Source organism: Kitasatospora sp. NPDC058032, assembly GCF_042885845.1.
GTDB lineage: Bacteria > Actinomycetota > Actinomycetes > Streptomycetales > Streptomycetaceae > Kitasatospora.
The window spans coordinates 26309-45007 of record NZ_JBHVRK010000028.1 but is presented as its reverse complement, the minus strand read 5'-3'; the positions used below and the strand labels follow the sequence as shown (position 1 = coordinate 45007).

Genomic DNA, 18699 nt, shown 5'->3' with positions numbered 1-18699 from the left:
CGAGCGGGCCACCGGCCGGTACCACGATGTTCTCCTTGGTCGGGCCGAGCGGCAGCACCGGGGTCCACCGGGTCCGGCGTGGTGCCTGGCGGCCCGTCAGAGTGCGACGGACCGACCCGTCCCGGACGGCTCGGCGGCGCCGTCGTCGAGGATCACGGTGTGGTCGGCGTGGGCGTGGACCAGGTGGAGCTCGTGGGTGACGAGGACGACCGCGAGGCCCCTGGTGCTGCGCAGGTCGCGCAGCAGGGCCATGATGCCGTCCGCCGTGGCGGTGTCCAGGGCGGAGGTGACCTCGTCGCACAGCAGGACGGCGGGGTCGGCGGCCAGGGCCCGGGCGATGGAGACCCGTTGACGCTGCCCGCCGGAGAGCTCGTGCGGGTAGCGGGTGGCGAACTCGGCGGGCAGACCGACCGCCGTGAGCAGCCCGGAGACCCGGGCGGGGTGCTGCTCGGGGGGCGCGGTGCGGTGGAGGGTGAGCGGGCGGGTGAGGGTGGCACCGACCGTACGGGCGGGGTTGAGCGCGCCGAGCGGGTTCTGCGGCACCAGCTGGACGCGGCGCAGCTGTTCGCGGGTGCGCGAGCGGTGGGTGCCGGTGAGCGGGCGGCCGTCCAGGGTGAGGGTTCCGGTGGTGGCGGGGTGGAGGCCGGCGAGGGTGCGCAGCAGCGTGGTCTTGCCGCAGCCGGAGGGGCCGACGATCGCGGTCAGGGCGCCGGGGCGCACGTCGAGGTCGATGCCGGTGAGGACCTGGCGGCGGGCGCGGCCGGTGCCCACGTGCGCGGTGAGTGACCGGATGGTCAGAACGCCGTCGCCGTCCGGCCCCGGGGGCGTGGTGGGTGTGGTGCCGCGCTGGACCGGGACCGCCCCGGCGGGCGGGGCGGGGGCGTGCAGGGTGTGGGTGGCGTCGGCGCAGCGGGCGACGAAGTCGGGGTCGTGGCTGGTGAGGGCGATGGTGATGCCGTCGTGGTGGGCGAGGTCGCGCAGGAGGTCGGCGATCTCGTCGCGCAGGGCGGCGTCCAGGCCGGCGGTGGGTTCGTCCAGGAGGAGCAGGTCGGGGCGGCGGGCGAGGGCGCGGGCGAGGGCGACGCGGCGTTGCTGGCCGCCGGACAGGGCGGCGGGGCGGCGCCGTTCGATCTGCTGGTCGGTGGGCAGGCGCACCTGCGTCAGGAGGCGGTGCAGGGCCGCGGGGGACTTGTCGGTGGCGGTCTCGGTGATGAGGCGCCCCGCGCGCATGCGGGGGTTGAGGCCGGAGCCGGGGTCCTGGCCGAGGTAGGCGAGGCGGTGGCGGCGAAGGCGCCGCAGCGGCTCGGGCGCGAGGGCGAGGATGTCGTGCCCGAGGACGGTGACCCGGCCGGTCGTCACGGCGCCGGGGGGAAGGGCTCCGGCGAGGGCGCGCAGCAGGGTGGTCTTGCCGGAGCCGGAGGGGCCGGTGACGGCGTGGACGCGGCCCGGCTCCAGGGCGAAAGTGGTGTCGCGGAGCAGCGCGGTGCCGTCGGTCAGGGCGACGGTGAGGCCGGTGACCGTGGCGGTGGTGTTCACAGGGGGGCCTCCGGGGTGGGCCGGGCGGGTGCGAGGGCGTCGGCGGCGAGGTTGACGCTGACGGCGAGCAGGCCGATCGCCAGGCACGGAGCGGCCACTGCCCAGGGGTTGAGCATGATGCCGGGGGCGTTCTCGCGGATCATCAAGGCCCAGTCCGCTTCGGGGGGTTGTGGGCCGAGCTGGAGGAAGGCGGCGACGGAGACGACGTAGACGCCTTCGACGAAGCGCAGGCCGAACAGGGCGAGCAGGGTGGCGCGCAGGTTGGGCAGCACCTCGCGGGCCATCAGGTACCACAGGCGCTCGCCGCCGGCGGCGGCCGTCTCGACGTAGCCGGTGGCGGCGACGGGGGCGGCGGCCGCGGCGACGACGCGCACGGCGTAGGGGATGCCGAGCACGGTGGCGGCGGCGCCGACGGCCAGGCGTCCGCCGCCGGGCCAGGCGAGGGCGATGAGCATGATGCCGAGGACGGCGGGCAGCAGGATGGCGAGGTCGGCGGCGCGTTCCAGCCACCGTCCCAGGCGCGGGCGGAGCGCCGCGAGGATGCCGAGCACGGTCGCGGCGGAGGTGACGAGGACGGCGATGGCCAGGGCGGTGGCGATCAGCGGTGCGCCGCCCGCGAGCAGGCGGCTGAGCACGTCGCGGCCCAGCAGGTCCCCGCCGAGGGCGGCGGCGGAGTCGGGGGTGCCGTAGGGCATGGTGACGGGCTTGTCGATCGCCTCCGGGGCGATCAGCGGCCCGGTGACGGCGAGGGCGACGAGCAGCAGCGCGGGTACCGCCCGGGTCAGCACCCGCGCGCGGGAGGGGTGTTGGCGCACTGCGGCGGAGGGGGTGGCGGCGGTCACGGACGTGCTCCCAGGACGCGGTCGCGGATCAGGTCGGCCAGGAGCAGCAGGACGCTGACGGTGGCTCCGGTGGCGGCGACGACTCCGGCGACCAGCGGTGTGTCGCGGTCGGTGATGGCGGTGGCCAGGACGGCGCCGATGCCGGGGTAGTTGAAGAGGGTCTCGACGACGACGGCGCCTCCGAGCAGCATGCCGGCCGAGGTGGCGGTGGAGACGGCGACGGCGGGAAGCGCGCCGGGCAGCATGTGGTGGGTGAGGACGCGGCGGCGGGGAAGGCCGTCGAGGATGGCGGCCTGCACGTGGGGCAGGGCGGCCTGGTCGGCCAGCGCGCCGCGCACGATCCGGGTGTTCCAGCCGATCTGGGGGATCGCCAGGGCCAGCAGGGGCAGCACCAGCATGTCCCAGGAGGCGGGTGCGCCGTCGGGGCCGGTGAGGGTGACGGCCGGCAGCCAGCCGGTCCACTGGGAGAGCAGGAGCAGCAGGGCGACGGAGACGACGAACTCGGGCAGCGCGAACGCGGCCGTGGCGGCGACGGCGATGATCCGGTCGATCCGCCCGCCGGGGCGCAAGGTGGCCCAACTGCCCAGTGCGAGTGCCCCGATGACGCTCAGGAGCAGGGCCAGGACCCCGAGCAGAAGGGTGTTGGGGAAGGGCCCGGCGAGGACGTCGGTGACCTTCTGCCCGCGGGCGGTGGTGCCCAGGTCACCGGTGGGCAGGCCGGTCATCCAGTCCCGGAACCGGGCCGCGACCGGCCGGTCGAGGCCGAGGGCGGCGCGGCGGGCGGCGAGGTCGGCGGCGCTCTCGCCGCGCTCGGAGACGGACCTGGCGGCGTCGCCCGGCAGCACCTCGATCGCGGCGAACACCGCGGCCAGGAGCAGCAGGAGCATCAGCAGGCGCCGGGCGGCCAGGGCGGCGGCCCGGCCCGCACCGGGAAGGATGCGGGCCGGGCCGGGCGGCGCCTTGAGCGCGGTGGCGCCGTCGCCGGGGGTTCCCTGGATCAACGGGCCAGCCAGGTCTTCTCGAGCTGGACGCGCCCGTAGCCGGGGAGCTTGGGGAGGTCGCGCACCGCGGCGCCGGCCAGGTCGATGCCGTCGGCCATGCCCCACAGCAGGTAGCCGGACCTGGCGAACTCGATCTCCTGGAGTTCGTGCAGCACCGTGGCGCGCTCGGCCGCATCGGCGGTGCCCATGGCCTTGCGGTACGCCTCGTCGAAGGCGGGGTCCTTGAAGGCGGCCTCGTTCTGGCCGGCGTCGGAGAGCATCGTCTTGGAGGCGAAGAACACCACGGAGTCGTTGGTGCCCCAGTAGCTGGTGTAGAGCGGGGCCTTGAGCCAGCTCTCGTCCCAGAAGACCTTGGAGTCCTGCTTGACCACGTTGATCCTCACCCCGGCCTCGCGGGCCTGGGTGGCGAACAGCGTCGCCGACTCGGCGAGGCCCGGGATGTCCTCGGTGGTGAGCAGGTCGTAGGACTCGGCGGTGTCGAAGCCGGCCTCGGTGAGCAGTTGCTTGGCCTTGGGGAGGTCACGCCCCCGCTGCGGGATGTCCTTGGCGAAGGCGGGGTCTCCGGTGCCCAGGATGTCGTTGCCGATCGTGCCGTAGCCGGAGAGGACCTGCTTGACCATCGCCTCGCGGTCCACCGCCAGCCGCAGCGCCTCCCGGACCCTCGGGTCGGCGAACGGGCCGTCGGCGGCGCGCATCACGATCGGCATCGCCATGTCGTTGGGGCGGCGCAGGATCTGGACGTCCTTGCGGGCCTCGGCGGTTCGGGCCGCGACGGCGCCGACGTTGGAGGCGACGTCGATCTGGCCGGCGAGCAGGGCGTTGGCCATGGCCTGCGGGCTCTCGAAGATCCGCACCTCGATGGCGTCCAGCAGCACCTTGCCGCCGTACCAGTCGTCGTTGCGCACCAGGCGGGCGTTGCCGTCGCGGAACCAGTCGAGCTTGAACGGGCCGGTGCCGGGCGCGCTCGCGATGGCGTCGTCCGTGGTGTCCTTCTTGACGACGAAGGTGGTCAGACGGGTGAGCAGCGGCAGGTCGGCATTGGCGTAGTCGGAGACCAGGACCACGGTCCTGGCGTCGGCGGCACTGATGCCCTCGGGCTGGATGCCGGGCAGGCGGCTCTTGCCGGCCGGGGTGGCGCGCAGGCGCTTGAGGGAGAAGACCACGTCGTCGGCGGTGACGGGGGTGCCGTCGTGGAACTTGGCGCCCTCGGCGATGGTGAAGCGCCAGGTCTTCAGGTCCGCCGACGGGGTCCAGCTCGCCGCCAGGCGCGGGGCGGTGTTGGTCTTCTCCCCCGGCACCGCGAGGGTGTCGTAGATCAGGCTGAGGATCAGGTAGTCGCTCTCGTTGGCCTGGGAGCCGTGCGGGTCGCGGGTGACGGAGGCCGCCTTGCCGAGTGCACCGACCTTCAACGTCCCACCGCTTCGGGGCTGTTCGGAGGCCGAACCCGATGCTGCCGGGTCCGCGGAACCGGTGGCGGTGCTGCTGCAGGCGGCGAGCGCACCGGCCGCCCCGATCCCGGCACCGGCCCACAGCAGCTGTCGTCTGGTGACGCTCACGGTCGTTCCTCGTTTCAGGTCGTGCGATTTTCAGATCGAGCAGAGGTTACTTAGGTTTACCTATCCTAAGTTGAGGACCCTTCGCAACGCCGGTGCGGCAACTCGGCCGACGGGCGACCTGTCCCGACGGGACGCCAAATCGCGTGGTGGGAGCAACCGTTGAGGCCGACGGACTCCTGCGGCGCACGGACGCTGTGACCGATGACACAGATGTAGTCAAACTTCTTGGTAAGGCTTGCCTTACCAAGAAGGGGTTGTTACGTTCCTGACTGCCCGGCCGCCGGGCCTGACGCCCCTCGCGCTCCCCACCACTCCTTCACCGGGTCGCTCCCCCGCCGCGCCCGGATCCCGCCCTGCGTCCGCCATGGAAGGTGCCACCGTGCCCACCGCCGCCGCCCCTGCCCCGGTACGCCGGCTCGAAGCCGACCACGTCGCCGAGCTCACCGCCGTCGCGGCCGAACTGCTGGACATCCACGGCGCGGCCACCAGCCCCGCGCTGCTCGCCGACCTGCCCCGGGTCCGCACCCGCCTCAGCCGGGGCCTGCACCACGTGCTGCGCCCCGTCGACACCGCCGACGGCCTGTTCGTCGTGCGCGGCCTGACCATCGACGACACCGAACTCGGCGCCACACCCGGCCACTGGTCCACCGTCGGCGACGCCGGCGCCCTGTGGGACGTCGTCCTGCTCGTGGTCTCCACCCTCATGGGCACCCCGATCGCCTGGGACGGCCAGCAGGACGGACGCTTCGTCCACAACATCGTCCCCTCCCCGGGACACGAGACCGTACAGACCGGCGCCTCCAGCAGCGTGCTGCTCACCCCGCACACCGAGGACGCCTTCCACCCCGGCCGCGCCCACCTGCTGCTGCTGTGCTGCATGCGCAACCACGACGCCGTCGCCACCACCGCGGCCGGCATCCGCCTGGCGACTCTCTCCGACGAGGACCTCGCCCGGCTCACCCGGCCGGTCGCCCCGATCCTGCCCGACGACGCCTACGAGGAAGCCCGGCAGTTCGGCGGCAAGCCCGACCCGGTCCCCACCCTGTTCGCCGCCGCCGACGGCCTGACGCTGCGCTACGACCCCGCCTACACCCCGCTGGAGGAGGCCGACGAGACCTGGCGCGCGGCGTACGGGCGCCTGGCGGCCGAACTCGCCCGCGTCTCCGTCGCGATCAGCCTCCGGCCCGGCGACGTCCTGGTGGTCGACAACGACATGGCCGTCCACGGCCGGGTCCCCTTCACCGCCCGCTACGACGGCACCGACCGCTGGCTCAAGCGCGCCTCCGTCCGCGTCCCCGGCCGCCGCACCCGCCCCGACGCCGAACAGCACGAGCACGGCTACGGCCAGGCCGCCCTCGAAGCCTGGGCCGCCTGAGCCGCCCACGGCACCACCCCTTCCGCGCCCGACCCCCAGAAGGGACAGCCAAGATGAGCACCCAGGACACCGTGAAGCCCCACGACGGGTCCCTGCGCGTCCTGAGCACCAGCGACCTCGCCGGCATCGACATCACCCTCGCCGACGTGGTCGACACCGTCGAACAGGCCTACCGCACCCTGGCTGCCGGACAGTCCGACAACCCGCGCAAGCTCACCGTCAAGCCCGCCGACGGCCACTCCGTCTCCTACGCGATGCTCGGCCGCGACGGCGTGCGCGACGTCGTCGCCGTCAAGACCTCCTACAAGCACGGCCTCGACAAGGGCCGCGAGGAGCAGCACTACTACACGACCCTGAGCATCTACGACGACGTCACCGGCCTGCCGGTCGCGATGATGGACTGCTCCCGGATCGGCTCCCTGCGGACCCCCGCCGTCTCCGCCCTGCTGGCCCGCGAGTGCGCCGCCCCCGACGCCCGCACCGCGCTCGTCATCGGCACCGGCACCCAGGGCCGCCTCGCCCTGCCCTTCCTCCTCACCACCCTCCCCCGACTGGAGCGCCTGCTGCTGTCGGGCACCCACCCCGAGGGCATCGCCGCCGTCCGCGCCGAGCTGGAGCGTCACTTCCCCGGCCGCGAGCCGGAGCTGGTCACCGACCTCGAGCGCGCCGCGGGCGACGCGGACGTCATCGTCGCCACCGCCGGCGGCCACACCCCCGCCGCCGTCGAAGCGGGCTGGCTCAAGCCCGGCGCCGTCACGATCCTGGTCGGCCACGGCCTCGCCCCCTCCACCCTGCACCAGGCCGACCGCGTGATCGCCACCAGCGAGGCCCAGATGCAGGTCACCGGCACCGACATGGTCGACGACGAGGGCAGGCTCCCCGCCGTCGACCTGGAACTGCCCGCCGTCCTCGCCGGCGCCTCCACCGCCCGCACCGCCCCCGGCCAGCGCATCTTCGCCTACAACAGCGGACTGGTCGTCACCGACATCGCGCTCGGCCACCGCTTCGCCCAGCTCGCCGCCGAGCAGGGCCTGGGCACCGAGGTCCCGCTGTGGCGCTGACCCTCCCGGCCCACCCCGACCCGCTCGACGACGAACTCGCCGCCTCCGGCCTCCTGCACGACCTCGCCCACGCCCTCGGCGGCCCGTTCCACTACGTGCTGCCCGAACGCTTCGACACCAACCTCGCCGCCTTCCGCACCGCCCTCGACGAGGCCTCCGTCGAGGGCAAGGTGTACTTCGCCAAGAAGGCCAACAAGGCCGCCGCCTTCGTCGAGCGCTGCGCCCGCACCGGTGCGGGTGTCGACGTCGCCAGCCACGGCGAACTGCGCGAAGCCCTCGGCCACGGCGTTCGCGGCGAAGACCTCGTCGTCACCGGCCCCGCCAAGAGCGACCGACTCCTGCGCGTCGCCGCGCTCCAAGGCGCCCTGATCACCCTCGACTCGCCCGACGAACTCGACCGCGCCCTGGCCCTGGACGTGCCCGGGCCCGTCCGGACACTGCTGCGCCGCTTCCCGCCCAGCCAGCCCACGAGCCGGTTCGGAATGGACGACGGACAGCTGGAGGAAGCGCTGGAGCGCTGCGCGGCGGCCGGGGAGCGGGTGCGGATGGAGGGCTTCAGCTTCCACCTGTCCGGCTACGCGGTGCAGCCCCGCGCCGACCTCGCCGGCGAACTCGTCGAGCTGTGCCTCAAGGCCCGCACGCTCGGCCTGCGGGCCGACCGGATCAGCATCGGCGGCGGCTTCGCCGTCGACTACGCGTCCGCCGCTTCCTGGCGGACCTTCCTCGCTGCCCAGGGCCCCGACGACTACCACGCCCAGAAGGCGTTCAACGCAGACGACTTCTACCCCTACCACTCGCCCGTCGCCGGAGCCGACGCCCTGCGCGCCGTCCTCGCCGCCCGCCCGCACGGCACCGGCGCGCCGCTCGCGGAGCGCCTGCGCGAGGCCGGGGTGATGCTGCTGCTGGAGCCCGGCCGCGCCCTGCTGGCCGGCGCCGGATCCTCGGTGTTCACCGTCCAGGGCGTCAAGGACCGCGCCGCGTACGGCATCGTCACCGTCGACGGCACCAGCCTGAGCCTGTCCGAGCAGTGGTTCGACAGCGAGTACCTGCCGGAGCCCCGGCTCCTCGGCGAGCGGCCCGAGCCGACGGCGGGAGAGTACCGGGCGTGCGTCGGCGGTGCCAGCTGCCTGGACTCCGACCTGCTCACCTGGCGCAAGATCGCCTTCCCCCGCCGCCCCCGCGCCGGAGACCTGCTCGTCTACCCCAACACCGCCGGCTACCAGATGGACTCCAACGAGTCCCCCTTCCACGACCTGCCGCTGCCGATGAAGGTCGTCATCCACCGCCAGGGGGGCCGCCTGCGCTGGCACCTCGACCGCCGCCCCGCCTCCTGACCCCGCCACCGCGCCGCTTCCGAGGGAGCCCCCGCCGCCATGACCGACGCCCTGCACCGCCCGCCGGTGGTCACCCGCATCTCCGACCTCATCGGCCGCACCCCGCTGTTCGAGCTCGCCCGCGCCGACAACGGCGCCCGCCTCCTGCTCAAGCTGGAGATGTTCAACCCCACCGGCAGCGCCAAGATCCGCATGGCCCGCCAGATGGTCCTCGACGCCGAGCGGCGCGGCGACCTGCGCCACGGCGGCCACATCATCGAATCCACCTCCGGCAACACCGGCCTCGGTCTCGCGGTGGTGGCCGCCGAACGCGGCTACCGCTTCACCGCCGTCGTCGACAGCCACGCCGCCGCCGACAAACTGCGCGCCATGAAGGCCATGGGCACCGAACTCGTCCACGTCGACGAGGACACCGACGGGGAGGAGCTCCACACCGCGGCCCGCGAGGAGCTCGCCGAGCAGATGGCCAAGGGCAAGGACAACACCTTCTTCACCGAGCAGCACAACAACCCCAGCAACGCCGTCGGCTACTACGCGGTCGGCCGGGAGATCGCCCGGGCCCTCGACAACCGCGTGGACGTACTCGTCGGCGCGGTCGGCACCGGCGGGGGCCTGTGCGGCACCGCGCTGGAACTCAGGAAGCACGTGCCCGGCGTCACGGTCGTCGGCGTCGAACCCAAGGGCTCCATCGCGTTCGGCCCGCCCGCCCACGACTACTACCAGTCCGGCACCGGCACCCCCGAAGGCGCCACCATCGGCCTGCTCGTCGACTACGACCTCATCGACGAAGGCGTCAAGGTCGGCGACATCGAGGCGTTCGCCACCGCCCGCGTCGTCGCCCGCCGCACCGGCCTGCTCATCGGCGGCTCGGCCGGCGGCGTCGTCCACGACGCCCTGACCCGCCTGCGGACCCTGCCGCCGGACGCCGTTATGGTCGCCTTCGTCAACGACGGCGGCGAGAAGTACATGGACACCGTCTTCAACGACGAGTGGATGAACGCCCGCGGCCTCATCGATGAGGCCGTCGAGGCCGAGATCGACGAAACCCTCGCCAAGCTCCGCCGGAACTGAAAGACGGTCATGCACCAGCTCCACACCCTGGCCCGGGACAGCCGCGCACTCGCCGCGCTCGCCGTCCCGCTCGCCCTCACCCAGCTCGCCCAGGTCGCCCTCACCACCACCGACACCGTCATGATGGGCGCCCTGGGCACCGAGGCCCTGGCCGCCGGCGGCCTCGCCCTGGTGATCTTCAACCAGCTGCGGACCATGGGCGTGGGGCTGACCACCTCCGTCGGCAACCAGATCGCCTCGGCCGCCGCCCGCGCCGAACTCGCCACCACCCCCGGAGAGTCCGCCGCCGATGCCGGTGACCGTGAGGTCCGCGGCCTGGTCCGCGCGGCCTTGGCGGTGGCCACCCTGGCCGGCCTCGCCGGAGCCGTCCTGATGATCCTCATAGGCCAGGCGGCCACCTGGCTCGGCCAGGACGCCACCGTCGCCGACCGCGCCCAGCACATGCTCTACGCCCTCGCCCCCGGCCTGGTGCCCTGCCTGTGGTTCCAGGCGATCCGCCAGTTCACCGTCGGCATGCGCCGCCCCCATGCCCTCCTGCGGATCACCATCGTCTCCGTCGCCGTCAACGCCGCCCTCAACTGGGCGTTCATCCACGGCAGCCTCGGCCTGCCCGCCCTCGGCCTCACCGGCATCGGCGTCGCCACCAGCAGCGTCCACCTCCTCTCCCTGCTCGCCCTCCTCGCCGCCGCCCGCCGCGACCCGCAGCTCGCCCCGCTGCTCAGCCTCGCCTTCTGGAAGGCCGACCCGAAGACCGTGCGCAAACTGCTCGGCCTCGGCACCCCGATCGCCGCCACCTACGGCTCCGAGGCCGGGTTCTTCTCCACCACCGCCCTGCTCGCCGGCACCTTCGGCCCCGCCGCCCTCGCCGCGCACACCGCCGTCAACCAGCTCGTCTACATCGTCTTCCAGGTCTCCGTCGGCCTGTCCCACGCCGCGTCCATCAACGTCAGCCGCGAGATCACCCTCGGCGAGTACGCCGCCGCCCGCCGCATCCGCAACACCGCCCTGGCCTGCGGCGCCGCCGTGATGGCCGTCGTCGGCGCCCTCTACCTCACCCTCCCCGACCTCGTCCTGCGCCCCTACTTCGACCCGAACTCCGCCACCGACCAGCAGGGCCTGGCCATCGCCACCGGCCTGCTCGCCGTCGTCGCCCTCCTCCAGTTCTTCGACTGCGCCCAGAACATCGGGGTCGGCCTCCTGCGCGGACTCGACGACACCAAGAGCGGCTTCCGCCTCACCCTCATCGGCTACTGGGCCGTCGGCCTGCCCGCTTCCTGGCTCCTCGCCCACCCCCTCGACGGCGAGACCCGCGGCCTGTGGCTCGGCCTGCTCATCGGCCTCGCCACCACCGCCGTCCTGCTCCTGCGCCGCTACGAGCAAGCGCTCACCGCCCGTGCGGAGGGCCGCCCGGCCGCAGTACCCGCGGTGTGAGTCAACGGCCGCGTCGTCCCGGTGGCCGCCTCGTCGAGGCGGCCTGGGGCGAACTGCCGCCCTCCAGCGCCGAACACCGGACAACTGCGCCGAGCATCGGGACACCGCTTCCCCTTTCGTTCCCCCCGCCTTCCCTCCTGGAGAGAAGCCGCCCCGGGCTCTGCGACGATGTGTGCATGGGCACACAGACCAAGGAAGCCGACCTGTCCGAAGTCGCTCGTCTGCGCGGCGAGGAGCGCTTCGAGGAAGCCCGGACACTCCTGCTGGAACTGTCCGCGCGCTTCCCGGACGACGCCGAGATCGCCTACATCACGGCATCCGTCCACGACCGGATGGGCCTGGAGGCCGAGGCCGTCGCCTTCTACGAACGCAGCCTCGCCACCACCGGCCTGTCCGAGGAGGACCACCGCGGCGCCTTCCTCGGTCTCGGCAGCACCTACCGCGTCCTGGGCCGCTACCCCGAAGCGGTCGACACGCTGCGCGCCGGCGTCCAACGCCACCCGAACGACGGCGCCCTGCGCACCTTCCTCGGCATGGCCCTGTTCAACGTCGGCGACCACCACGGCGCGATGAGCCTGCTGCTCGACCTGCTCGCCACCACGAGCGAGGACCCGGACGTGCGGCGCTACCGCCGCGCCATCGCGTACTACGCCAAGGACCTGCACCACACCGCCTGAACGCGCCCGCGTCGAGCACACCTTCGCCCGCGTGAAGAACGACAAGATCCTCCGAGACCGCCGACAGAAAGGCGACGGCCTGCACCACGCGGTGCAGGCCGTCGCCCCCATGCACAGCCTCGCCCGAACCACCTGAACCAGCAGGCCAGAGCGAACACCGCCCTGCCCGCACCCGGGCGTCTGCAACAGGCTTCAGACCGCGGGGACCATCCCGAGCAACTCGCTCAGGCGGCGGACCGTGGCGGGCGACTCGCGGTGCAGGCCGGCGACGTCGAGGCCCTCGTCCCCCAGGATCATCAGCAGCGCCTGCTCCCCGATCGCCAGCACCACGACGTAGCCGCTGTTGCAGCGGGTGACCACGTCGCGCAGGCCACCCACGCCAACCTCGGCCGCGGTGCGCCGGCCGAGGCCGAGCATGGCGGCCGACAGGGCGGCGGCCGACTCGGGGTGGACGGCGGCCGTGTCGGCGGCCACCAACAGGCCGTCGGTGGTGGAGATGACACTCTCCGAGATGCCCATGACCCGGTCGCGGAGGGACTTCAACTCGTCGACCAGCACGGCGGTCGGTGTCTGGCTGCTCATGGTGCGCTCTTCTCGCTCTGCTCGGTCGTCTCGGTGCGCGCGGTGTGCTCGGCGCGGTGTGCGTTCGGTGGACCACCGGAAGCGGCCGCCGCTCCCTCGGATCGGGCGGGCAGGCCGCCGGGGCCGCCCGCGCCTCGTCCGCTGCGGACGCGGCGCGGCAGCGGCCCGGTGTCGGCCGGCGGCGGTTCGCTCGTCGGCATGCGCGGGGCCACGCTCGGGGCCAGGGCAGCCGGGTGCTCCGGTTCCCGGTGGAGCAGGTGCCGGGCGTCCATCCGTACGACGTCGAGGAGCACCGCGAACACACCGCGTCCCAGGGCGAAGCCGAGGTCGCGCGCGGTGCGGCGGCCGGTGGCGGCGGCCAGGACCTCCTGGTAGCGGACCGGGATCCGCAGCGCGCCGGACTCGGCCCGGGCGGCAGGACGGATCCGGATGCGGGCCAGTTCGCCGGGCGGTCCCCAGAGGCGGGTCAGCAGGGCCGTCCGCCGGGCGGTCTCCTCGAAGAGCCGCTCCGGCTCGATGCCCGGGCGCAGCGCGATCCTGGCAGGCGGCGCCGCCTCGACCGTCTCCCAACTGCCGGGCGGGCTCAGCACCAGGGCGAAGGCCCCGTCGAAGGCGGCGGCGGCGCAGACGGCTTCGAGCTCGGCGGCGCCGATCGACCCCTGAGCCACCAGAGCCGCGCCGAGGTCGCCGCCCCAGGTCGGGGGAGCGTCGACCGGCCGGCCTGCGGACACGGCCGTCTCGGCGGACGCCCACTCCTCCTCGCCGACGCGCCGGGACTTCAGCAGCAGGGTCTCGGCGGTCGGGGCCCCGGGGGTCTCGATCGCGGTGACCAGTCCCTGCTCCAGGTGGATCGTGCCGCCCGGTGCGCTGGAGACGGTGACCGAGCCGGTGAACTCCGTCCGGCGCAGCGCGAGCAGCAGCGCGGGCACGTTGCGCGCGGTGGGCGGAGCCGGCGTCGTGGGAACTGCGGGCATGGCGGGTGGCGCCGTGTCGTGGGACCGGTCGGTCATGCCAGCAAGTCCTGCGCACTGTCGGCGGTCTGGCGGACGGCCAGCGCCAGGTTGGTCCGCTCCCGGTCCAGCACGGTGGCCAGCAGCAGGGGGTCGCCCTGCCGGGACACCACCTGGACGACCTGGTGATGGCGGGTGCTGGTGACCACCAGGCTCTCCAACTCGCTCTCCGCCCCTGCCTCGTACAGCCGCTCGCCGATCAGGTTGGTCAGCTCGGCGAGTTCGGCTCCGGTCCCGAGCAGCCGGTGGTCCCCGGCGGACTGGTAGCCGAGACCTGTGACGGCGTCGACGAGCGCGGCACCGACCACTCCGGGGGAGCCGAGCACATCGGAGAGGGAAGCTTCGAGTGCCCGCACCAGTAGTACCCCTTCACGTTCTGAACCCCGGCAGCGTACTTTATTCCATCATTTTCACGAGGTGACCACAACCGGTGGCTTCTTGCTACTTTGTTACCGCACACGGGAGTTCTGCCCGGAAGTCACGCAAAGGACGAACAGCGCATGAACATTGACGACGCACTCAAGGACGCGATGGCCATCGAGGGGGCCATCGGAGTGGCCGTGGCCGACTACGAGAGCGGTATGTCACTCGGGCTCCTCGGCGGGGGGCCGCAGCTCGACCTGGAGATTGCGGCCGCCGCCAACACCGAGGTCGTTCGCGCGAAGATACGCGCCCTGGCCGCGCTGTCGATCGACGATGTCATCGAGGACATCCTGATCACCCTCGGCACCCAGTACCACCTGATCCGCCCGCTGACCCGCAGTCACGGCTCGCTCTTCCTCTACCTGGCGCTGGACCGCTCGCGCTCCAACCTCGCGCTCGCCCGGCACGGTCTCAAGCGCATCGAGGCCGCTCTCGACGTCTAGCCGAGGCCGGGCCGGCGGCCCGGGTGTCCGCACCCCGCCCGGAAGGCCCGCCCGAAGGCTCTGCCCGAAGGGCTGTCCGGAAGGCCCGCGCGGGCCGCGACTCGCGCGTGGAACTCCGGGCGGAGCGAATGCGGAGCACAACGAACCGACGACGGAGATCCGTCCGCGGGAATCGGACCGCGAATATCGCGGGTGTACGCCGGCCACGGAATTGCGTGACTTTCCGATGACTGAGCGTCATATTCACCCCCGGCTGGTCCGGCCGGCGACGGAGCGCCGGAATACCGTGGTCGAACCGTCGAACCGCCGAAGCGCCGGTGCTCCGGCGGTGCCGCGGAATCGGCTCGACCACGCCGCGCGCGGCACACATCCGGGTCAGCTCCGGTTCGGGAGCCGGGGCGCGGGGCGGCCGTGAACGTTCGGGTCGACGGCCGACGCGCCGGGGGCGACCGACGCGCCGGCCGTCGAGGCCGCTGTCGAGTGCTGGAGGGACCGTAGTATGGCCAGCGCCTGGCCGGCGATGCCGGCCGCGATCTGGTTCACCCCGTCGGTGCCGTTCAGGACGGTCAGATCGGCGCCCGCCATGCCCCGGGCCGCCGCGTCGGCGAGTGCGGGAAGGTTCTCCACGATCCGGTTGGCCGCGATCAGCTCCTGGTTGCCGTCCCGCAGCGACGCCGCGCGGGCGGTGTTGGCGTCCGCCTGGGCCTCGGCGAGGGTCCGTTCCGTGTAGGCGCCGGCGTCGGCCTCGAACTTCACCCGGTCGCGGTCCGCCTCGGCCAGCGTCCGCTTCCGGTAGGCCTCGGCGTCGGCCGGGCGCCGCACCTCCGCCTCCAGCCGCTGCGCCGTCAGCGCCGCGTTGCGCTGCGCGAGGGCGGTCTGTTCCTCGGTGACCTCCTGGGTGGCTCGTGCCTCGGCGAGCGGCCCGGCCTGTGCGGCGCGTGCCCTGGACTGCTCGGTCTCCGCGAGGAAGCCGGCCCGCTTGATCGCGGTGTCCCGCTCGTACTCGGCCTTGAGCGCGGCGGCCTGCTGCTCCCGTTCGCTCGCCTCCTGGTCGGCCTTGGCCTGGGCGATCCGGGCCTGACTGGCCACCGCCGCCGCGTGCGGTGCGGCGAGGTTGTCGATGTAGCCGGTGGCGTCCTCGATCTCCTGGATCTGCAGGGCGTCCACCACGATGCCGAGCTTCTCCATCTCGCCGTGACTGCCCGCCATGACTTCCTGGGCGACCCGGCTGCGTTCCCTGATGATCTGCTCCACGGTCAGCCCGCCGATGATGGAGCGCAGGTGGCCTGCGAAGATCCGTCCGACCAGTTCCTGCATCTGGTCCTGCTCGGACAGGAAGCGCCGGGCGGCGTTGGCGATCGACACGGCGTCGTCGCCGACCTTGAAGACACAGACCGCGCGGACCGTGAGCCGGATCCCCTGCTGGGTGACGCAGTCCTCGGCGATCTCCGCCTCCTGCAGGGCGAGGGACAGCATGCGGGCCTTCTGCTTGACGGGAACGACGAAGCTCCCGTGGCCCGTGACGATCCGGAACTGGGTGTCCTGCGACTGCCGCTTGGAACCGGAGATGAGCATGGCCTCGTTGGGCGCGGGCACGTGCCAGAACAACATGACGAACCACCTGACCTGCAACAGATCGACGGGGCCGCAGGGGCCGCCGGACTCAGGACGGCATTGGCTCGACGAGCACCGACCGGGCGGAGATCGTGTCGATCACGACCACCCGGGTGTTGACCGCGATCGGCCCGGCGGACCAAGCCGCGAACACCTCCGACCCCCCACGCAGGCCGACCAGCACCTCGCCCGGCCCGTCCGTCGGGATCGGCACCGTCACCCTCCCGACGGCTCCGACCGGGCTCTGCCGGGAGTCGTCAGCCACGTACATGACACCTCGCGCCGTGCGACACGACGGCGCAGTGGGCGGCCGGAGAACGAACGGCCACGGGCAGCACCCCTCCTGGAGGCGCCGGGCCCCCGGTCGAGTCCTTCGGCAGAATGCCTGCGAGCAGCGCGCGCGGCGCGACCGCCCGACCCCTTCCACGGTACTCCGGCCGCAGCAGGGAGGCGTTTCCCGGGCACCCGGCTCGGAGGCTGGGCCGCCGACCACCCGTATCGGCGGACTGCCGGGCCGCCCGGATGACGTCGGCACCGTCGTCAAGGCGGCGGGCGAACGCCACACAGCGTCGCTCCCGGCGTTCGGTGCGTGACCTGCGGCCGGGCCGGGCCCTGCTGCCGACGTCGGCGGCCCCGGGCGCGCCGGTGCTGTCCGGCCGCGATCCAGTCGAGGGGCCTGTCGGTACGGTCGAGGTCGGAGACCGGTGTCCACGCTGATCGCCGCCGACGCGATCGCCAAGCCGAACCTGCCCAGCGGCGGCTCGGTGATCGTCTCCTACGGCCCCGTCCTCGGATCCGCCCACCGAGTCGGACGTGCCCTCCCCCCTCGACAACCCCGAACTCGGCAACCCGCCGGGGCGTCCCCTTCAGGTCCACCGTCCCGGCCGGTGAGGCGTCAACCCGTGGACGGGAGGTTCCCACCCGCGGTGACCATGCCCGTCTCATAGGCGATGACGACCATCTGGGCCCGGTCATGGGCGTCGAGCTTGGCCAGCAGCCGCCGGACATGTGTCTTGACGGTCGCGACGCTCAGCCCCAGTCGCTCGGCGATCACGAGGTTGGGCAGTCCCCGGGCCACCAAGCGGAGGACTTCCCGTTCCCGTGGGGTCACGCCCGCCAGCTCCCGGGCGAGTCGCGGGCCCGGCTCGTGGCGTCCGGCGAACTCGCGGATCAGACGGCGGGTGACCGCGGGCGCGAGCAGGGCGTCGCCGGAGGCGACCACCCGCAAGGCTGTCAGCAGGTCGGCGGGGAGGATGTCCTTCAGGAGGAATCCGCTGGCTCCGCCGCGGAGTGCCGCGTACACGTACTCGTCCAGGTCGAACGTGGTGAGGACCAGCACACGGGTGCCGACGGCGTCCGGGTCCGCGCAGATGCGCCGGGTGGCCTCCAGACCGTCCGTGCCCGGCATCCGGATGTCCATCAGCACGACGTCGGGCCGCAGTCGCAGGGCGAGTTCGACGGCCTGTTCACCGCTGCCGGCCTCACCTGCGACGGTGAGGTCCGGCACGCTCTCGATGAGCAGACGGAAGCCCGCCCGCAACAGCGCCTGGTCATCGGCGATGAGAACCCGGACCGGCCGGTTCACCGTGCTGTCTCCGATCCGCAGGGCAGCCACGCATGCACCCGGAATCCGCCCGTCGCCAGGGGGCCGGCGGAGAGGGTCCCGCCGCACATGGCCGCCCGCTCCCGCATCCCGATGAGTCCGTGCCCGCCGCCAGGACGCCGGGACGGGAGCCGGGACGGGAGCCGGGACGGGAGCGGGGACGGCGCGTCGTTGACGACCTCGATCTCGACCGCCTCGGAACCCACCCGGAACAGGTTCACCCGGCAGTCCGCCGATCCCGCGTGCCTGACGACATTGGTGAGGGCTTCCTGAACGATCCGGTAGACCGCCAGTTCCACCCCCGGGGGGAGCGGTGGATCCGGGTCGACGGACAGCTCCACCCGCGGGCCTGCGCCGTCCGCGAGCGCGGGCAGGTCCGCCAGACCGGGGGCGGCCCCCAACTCGGCTCCGTCACCGGGTGATCGCAGAACGCCGAGCATGCGGCGCATCTCGGTGAGCGCCGTCCGGCCCGCCTTCCCGACCAGGGCGAGGGTCCGCTCGGCCTCCTGCGGGTTGGTGGAGGCCACCGCACAGGCCACCTCGGCCCGTACCGCGATGACGGTCAGGTGGTGGGCCACCACGTCGTGGAGCTCGCGGGCGATCCGCAGGCGCTCGTCCGTCACGGCCTGCCGGGCGGCGAGTTCCGCGTACGACCGCTGCTCTCTCAGCGCGGTACCCACCAGCCAGGGCAGGGTCATCATCAAAGACGCGAAGACGACGCCCCACGCGACCCCGGAGGCCGGGACCGGTCGCGGTACGAGGGCCATGGCCGCCGCGACGGCGCCCAGCGAGCAGCCGAGCGCCGTCGCGGACCGGCGCCGCGGTTCCCGCGCCGCCACCGTGTACAGGGCGGCCCCGACGGGGATCCAGGACTCCTCCCATCCGGTGAACACCATGGCGAGGACCGCTCCGGCCAGGACCGTGTACAGAACCCGGACGGCCCGTCTACGCCGCACCGCGACCGGCAGCCAGACCACCGCCGCCACGGCTCCCGCGCCCCAGCCACCGCTCCACGTCTCGCTCGCGCCGAACGCCAGGGCGAGGAGCACGGCCGCGACCGTGTCCACGCCGTGCCACTGTCCGTCCCGCAGACGTCCGGCCACCAGCGGCCGTGACTCCCCGTCGCCCATGCCGGCCACG

Annotated in this window: 18 protein-coding genes and 1 pseudogene; 8 read left to right on the top strand and 11 right to left on the bottom strand. The window is 73.3% G+C overall.

The annotated features are described in order from the left end of the window. Positions 1-96: 96 nt before the first annotated feature. Genes ACFVUH_RS31635 through ACFVUH_RS31620 form a run of 4 tightly spaced genes read right to left on the bottom strand, consistent with a single transcriptional unit; the run spans position 97 to position 4935 of the window. Positions 97-1536 carry an ABC transporter ATP-binding protein gene (locus tag ACFVUH_RS31635; RefSeq protein WP_387916813.1) on the bottom strand — a complete coding sequence of 480 codons (1440 nt, stop codon included), beginning with the start codon at positions 1534-1536 and terminating at the stop codon, positions 97-99. Beyond that, positions 1533-2378: an ABC transporter permease gene (locus ACFVUH_RS31630; RefSeq protein ID WP_387916811.1), complete on the bottom strand. Its 846-nt coding sequence runs from the start codon at positions 2376-2378 to the stop codon at positions 1533-1535. Before ACFVUH_RS31630 ends, ACFVUH_RS31635 begins: the two co-directional genes overlap by 4 nt. Beyond that, positions 2375-3391 (bottom strand): ABC transporter permease, encoded by a 1017-nt coding sequence (locus tag ACFVUH_RS31625; protein WP_387916851.1) that lies wholly within the window; start codon positions 3389-3391, stop codon positions 2375-2377. Before ACFVUH_RS31625 ends, ACFVUH_RS31630 begins: the two co-directional genes overlap by 4 nt. Beyond that, positions 3376-4935, bottom strand: coding sequence for an ABC transporter substrate-binding protein (locus ACFVUH_RS31620; RefSeq protein ID WP_387916809.1), 1560 nt, complete (start codon positions 4933-4935; stop codon positions 3376-3378). Before ACFVUH_RS31620 ends, ACFVUH_RS31625 begins: the two co-directional genes overlap by 16 nt. A gap of 379 nt (positions 4936-5314) precedes the next feature. Here ACFVUH_RS31620 and ACFVUH_RS31615 point away from each other — a divergent pair, with 379 nt between their 5' ends. From ACFVUH_RS31615 to ACFVUH_RS31585, 7 genes and pseudogenes are all read left to right on the top strand, one after another. After that, positions 5315-6310 (top strand): TauD/TfdA family dioxygenase, encoded by a 996-nt coding sequence (locus tag ACFVUH_RS31615; protein WP_387916808.1) that lies wholly within the window; start codon positions 5315-5317, stop codon positions 6308-6310. Positions 6311-6363: 53 nt separating this feature from the next. Next, on the top strand, positions 6364-7371 hold the full coding sequence (locus ACFVUH_RS31610) for an ornithine cyclodeaminase family protein (RefSeq protein ID WP_387916806.1): 1008 nt from the start codon (positions 6364-6366) through the stop codon (positions 7369-7371). After that, positions 7362-8705: a Y4yA family PLP-dependent enzyme gene (locus ACFVUH_RS31605; RefSeq protein ID WP_387916805.1), complete on the top strand. Its 1344-nt coding sequence runs from the start codon at positions 7362-7364 to the stop codon at positions 8703-8705. Before ACFVUH_RS31610 ends, ACFVUH_RS31605 begins: the two co-directional genes overlap by 10 nt. A 39-nt stretch (positions 8706-8744) precedes the next feature. Then, positions 8745-9776 carry a cysteine synthase family protein gene (locus ACFVUH_RS31600; RefSeq protein ID WP_387916803.1) on the top strand — a complete coding sequence of 344 codons (1032 nt, stop codon included), beginning with the start codon at positions 8745-8747 and terminating at the stop codon, positions 9774-9776. Between the two features lie 9 nt (positions 9777-9785). Continuing rightward, positions 9786-11207, top strand: a complete 1422-nt coding sequence (locus ACFVUH_RS31595; RefSeq protein WP_387916802.1) for an MATE family efflux transporter — start codon at positions 9786-9788, stop codon at positions 11205-11207. A 176-nt stretch (positions 11208-11383) separates the two neighbouring features. Beyond that, complete coding sequence (locus ACFVUH_RS31590; RefSeq protein ID WP_355364278.1) at positions 11384-11884, top strand: tetratricopeptide repeat protein; 501 nt, start codon at positions 11384-11386, stop codon at positions 11882-11884. Between the two features lies 1 nt (position 11885). Next, positions 11886-12020, top strand: a pseudogene (locus tag ACFVUH_RS31585) (IS5/IS1182 family transposase); the annotation flags it as partial. A gap of 56 nt (positions 12021-12076) precedes the next feature. Here ACFVUH_RS31585 and ACFVUH_RS31580 read toward each other — a convergent pair. From ACFVUH_RS31580 to ACFVUH_RS31570, 3 genes are read right to left on the bottom strand one after another with little or no spacing between them, the layout of a single operon-like run. Continuing rightward, complete coding sequence (locus ACFVUH_RS31580) at positions 12077-12466, bottom strand: roadblock/LC7 domain-containing protein (protein WP_063350516.1); 390 nt, start codon at positions 12464-12466, stop codon at positions 12077-12079. Next, on the bottom strand, positions 12463-13476 hold the full coding sequence (locus tag ACFVUH_RS31575) for a hypothetical protein (protein ID WP_387916799.1): 1014 nt from the start codon (positions 13474-13476) through the stop codon (positions 12463-12465). The genes ACFVUH_RS31580 and ACFVUH_RS31575 overlap by 4 nt, the downstream gene beginning before the upstream one ends. Further along, positions 13473-13832, bottom strand: a complete 360-nt coding sequence (locus ACFVUH_RS31570) for a hypothetical protein (RefSeq protein ID WP_387916797.1) — start codon at positions 13830-13832, stop codon at positions 13473-13475. The genes ACFVUH_RS31575 and ACFVUH_RS31570 overlap by 4 nt, the downstream gene beginning before the upstream one ends. Positions 13833-13976: 144 nt before the next feature. Here ACFVUH_RS31570 and ACFVUH_RS31565 point away from each other — a divergent pair, with 144 nt between their 5' ends. Next, positions 13977-14342, top strand: a complete 366-nt coding sequence (locus ACFVUH_RS31565; RefSeq protein WP_355364267.1) for a hypothetical protein — start codon at positions 13977-13979, stop codon at positions 14340-14342. Positions 14343-14717: 375 nt separating this feature from the next. On the opposite strand, the gene ACFVUH_RS31560 is transcribed toward ACFVUH_RS31565, so the two are convergent. From ACFVUH_RS31560 to ACFVUH_RS31545, 4 genes are all read right to left on the bottom strand, one after another. Then, the gene (locus ACFVUH_RS31560) at positions 14718-15953 is read right to left on the bottom strand and encodes an SPFH domain-containing protein (RefSeq protein WP_387916795.1); all 1236 of its coding nucleotides are present in this window, start codon (positions 15951-15953) and stop codon (positions 14718-14720) included. A 52-nt stretch (positions 15954-16005) separates the two neighbouring features. Further along, complete coding sequence (locus tag ACFVUH_RS31555) at positions 16006-16221, bottom strand: hypothetical protein (protein WP_355364261.1); 216 nt, start codon at positions 16219-16221, stop codon at positions 16006-16008. Between the two features lie 630 nt (positions 16222-16851). Then, a complete protein-coding gene (locus tag ACFVUH_RS31550; RefSeq protein WP_355364255.1) occupies positions 16852-17541 on the bottom strand; it encodes a response regulator transcription factor in 690 nt (229 codons plus the stop codon). Further along, positions 17538-18689, bottom strand: coding sequence for a sensor histidine kinase (locus ACFVUH_RS31545; RefSeq protein WP_387916793.1), 1152 nt, complete (start codon positions 18687-18689; stop codon positions 17538-17540). The genes ACFVUH_RS31550 and ACFVUH_RS31545 overlap by 4 nt, the downstream gene beginning before the upstream one ends. Positions 18690-18699 lie beyond the last annotated feature (10 nt).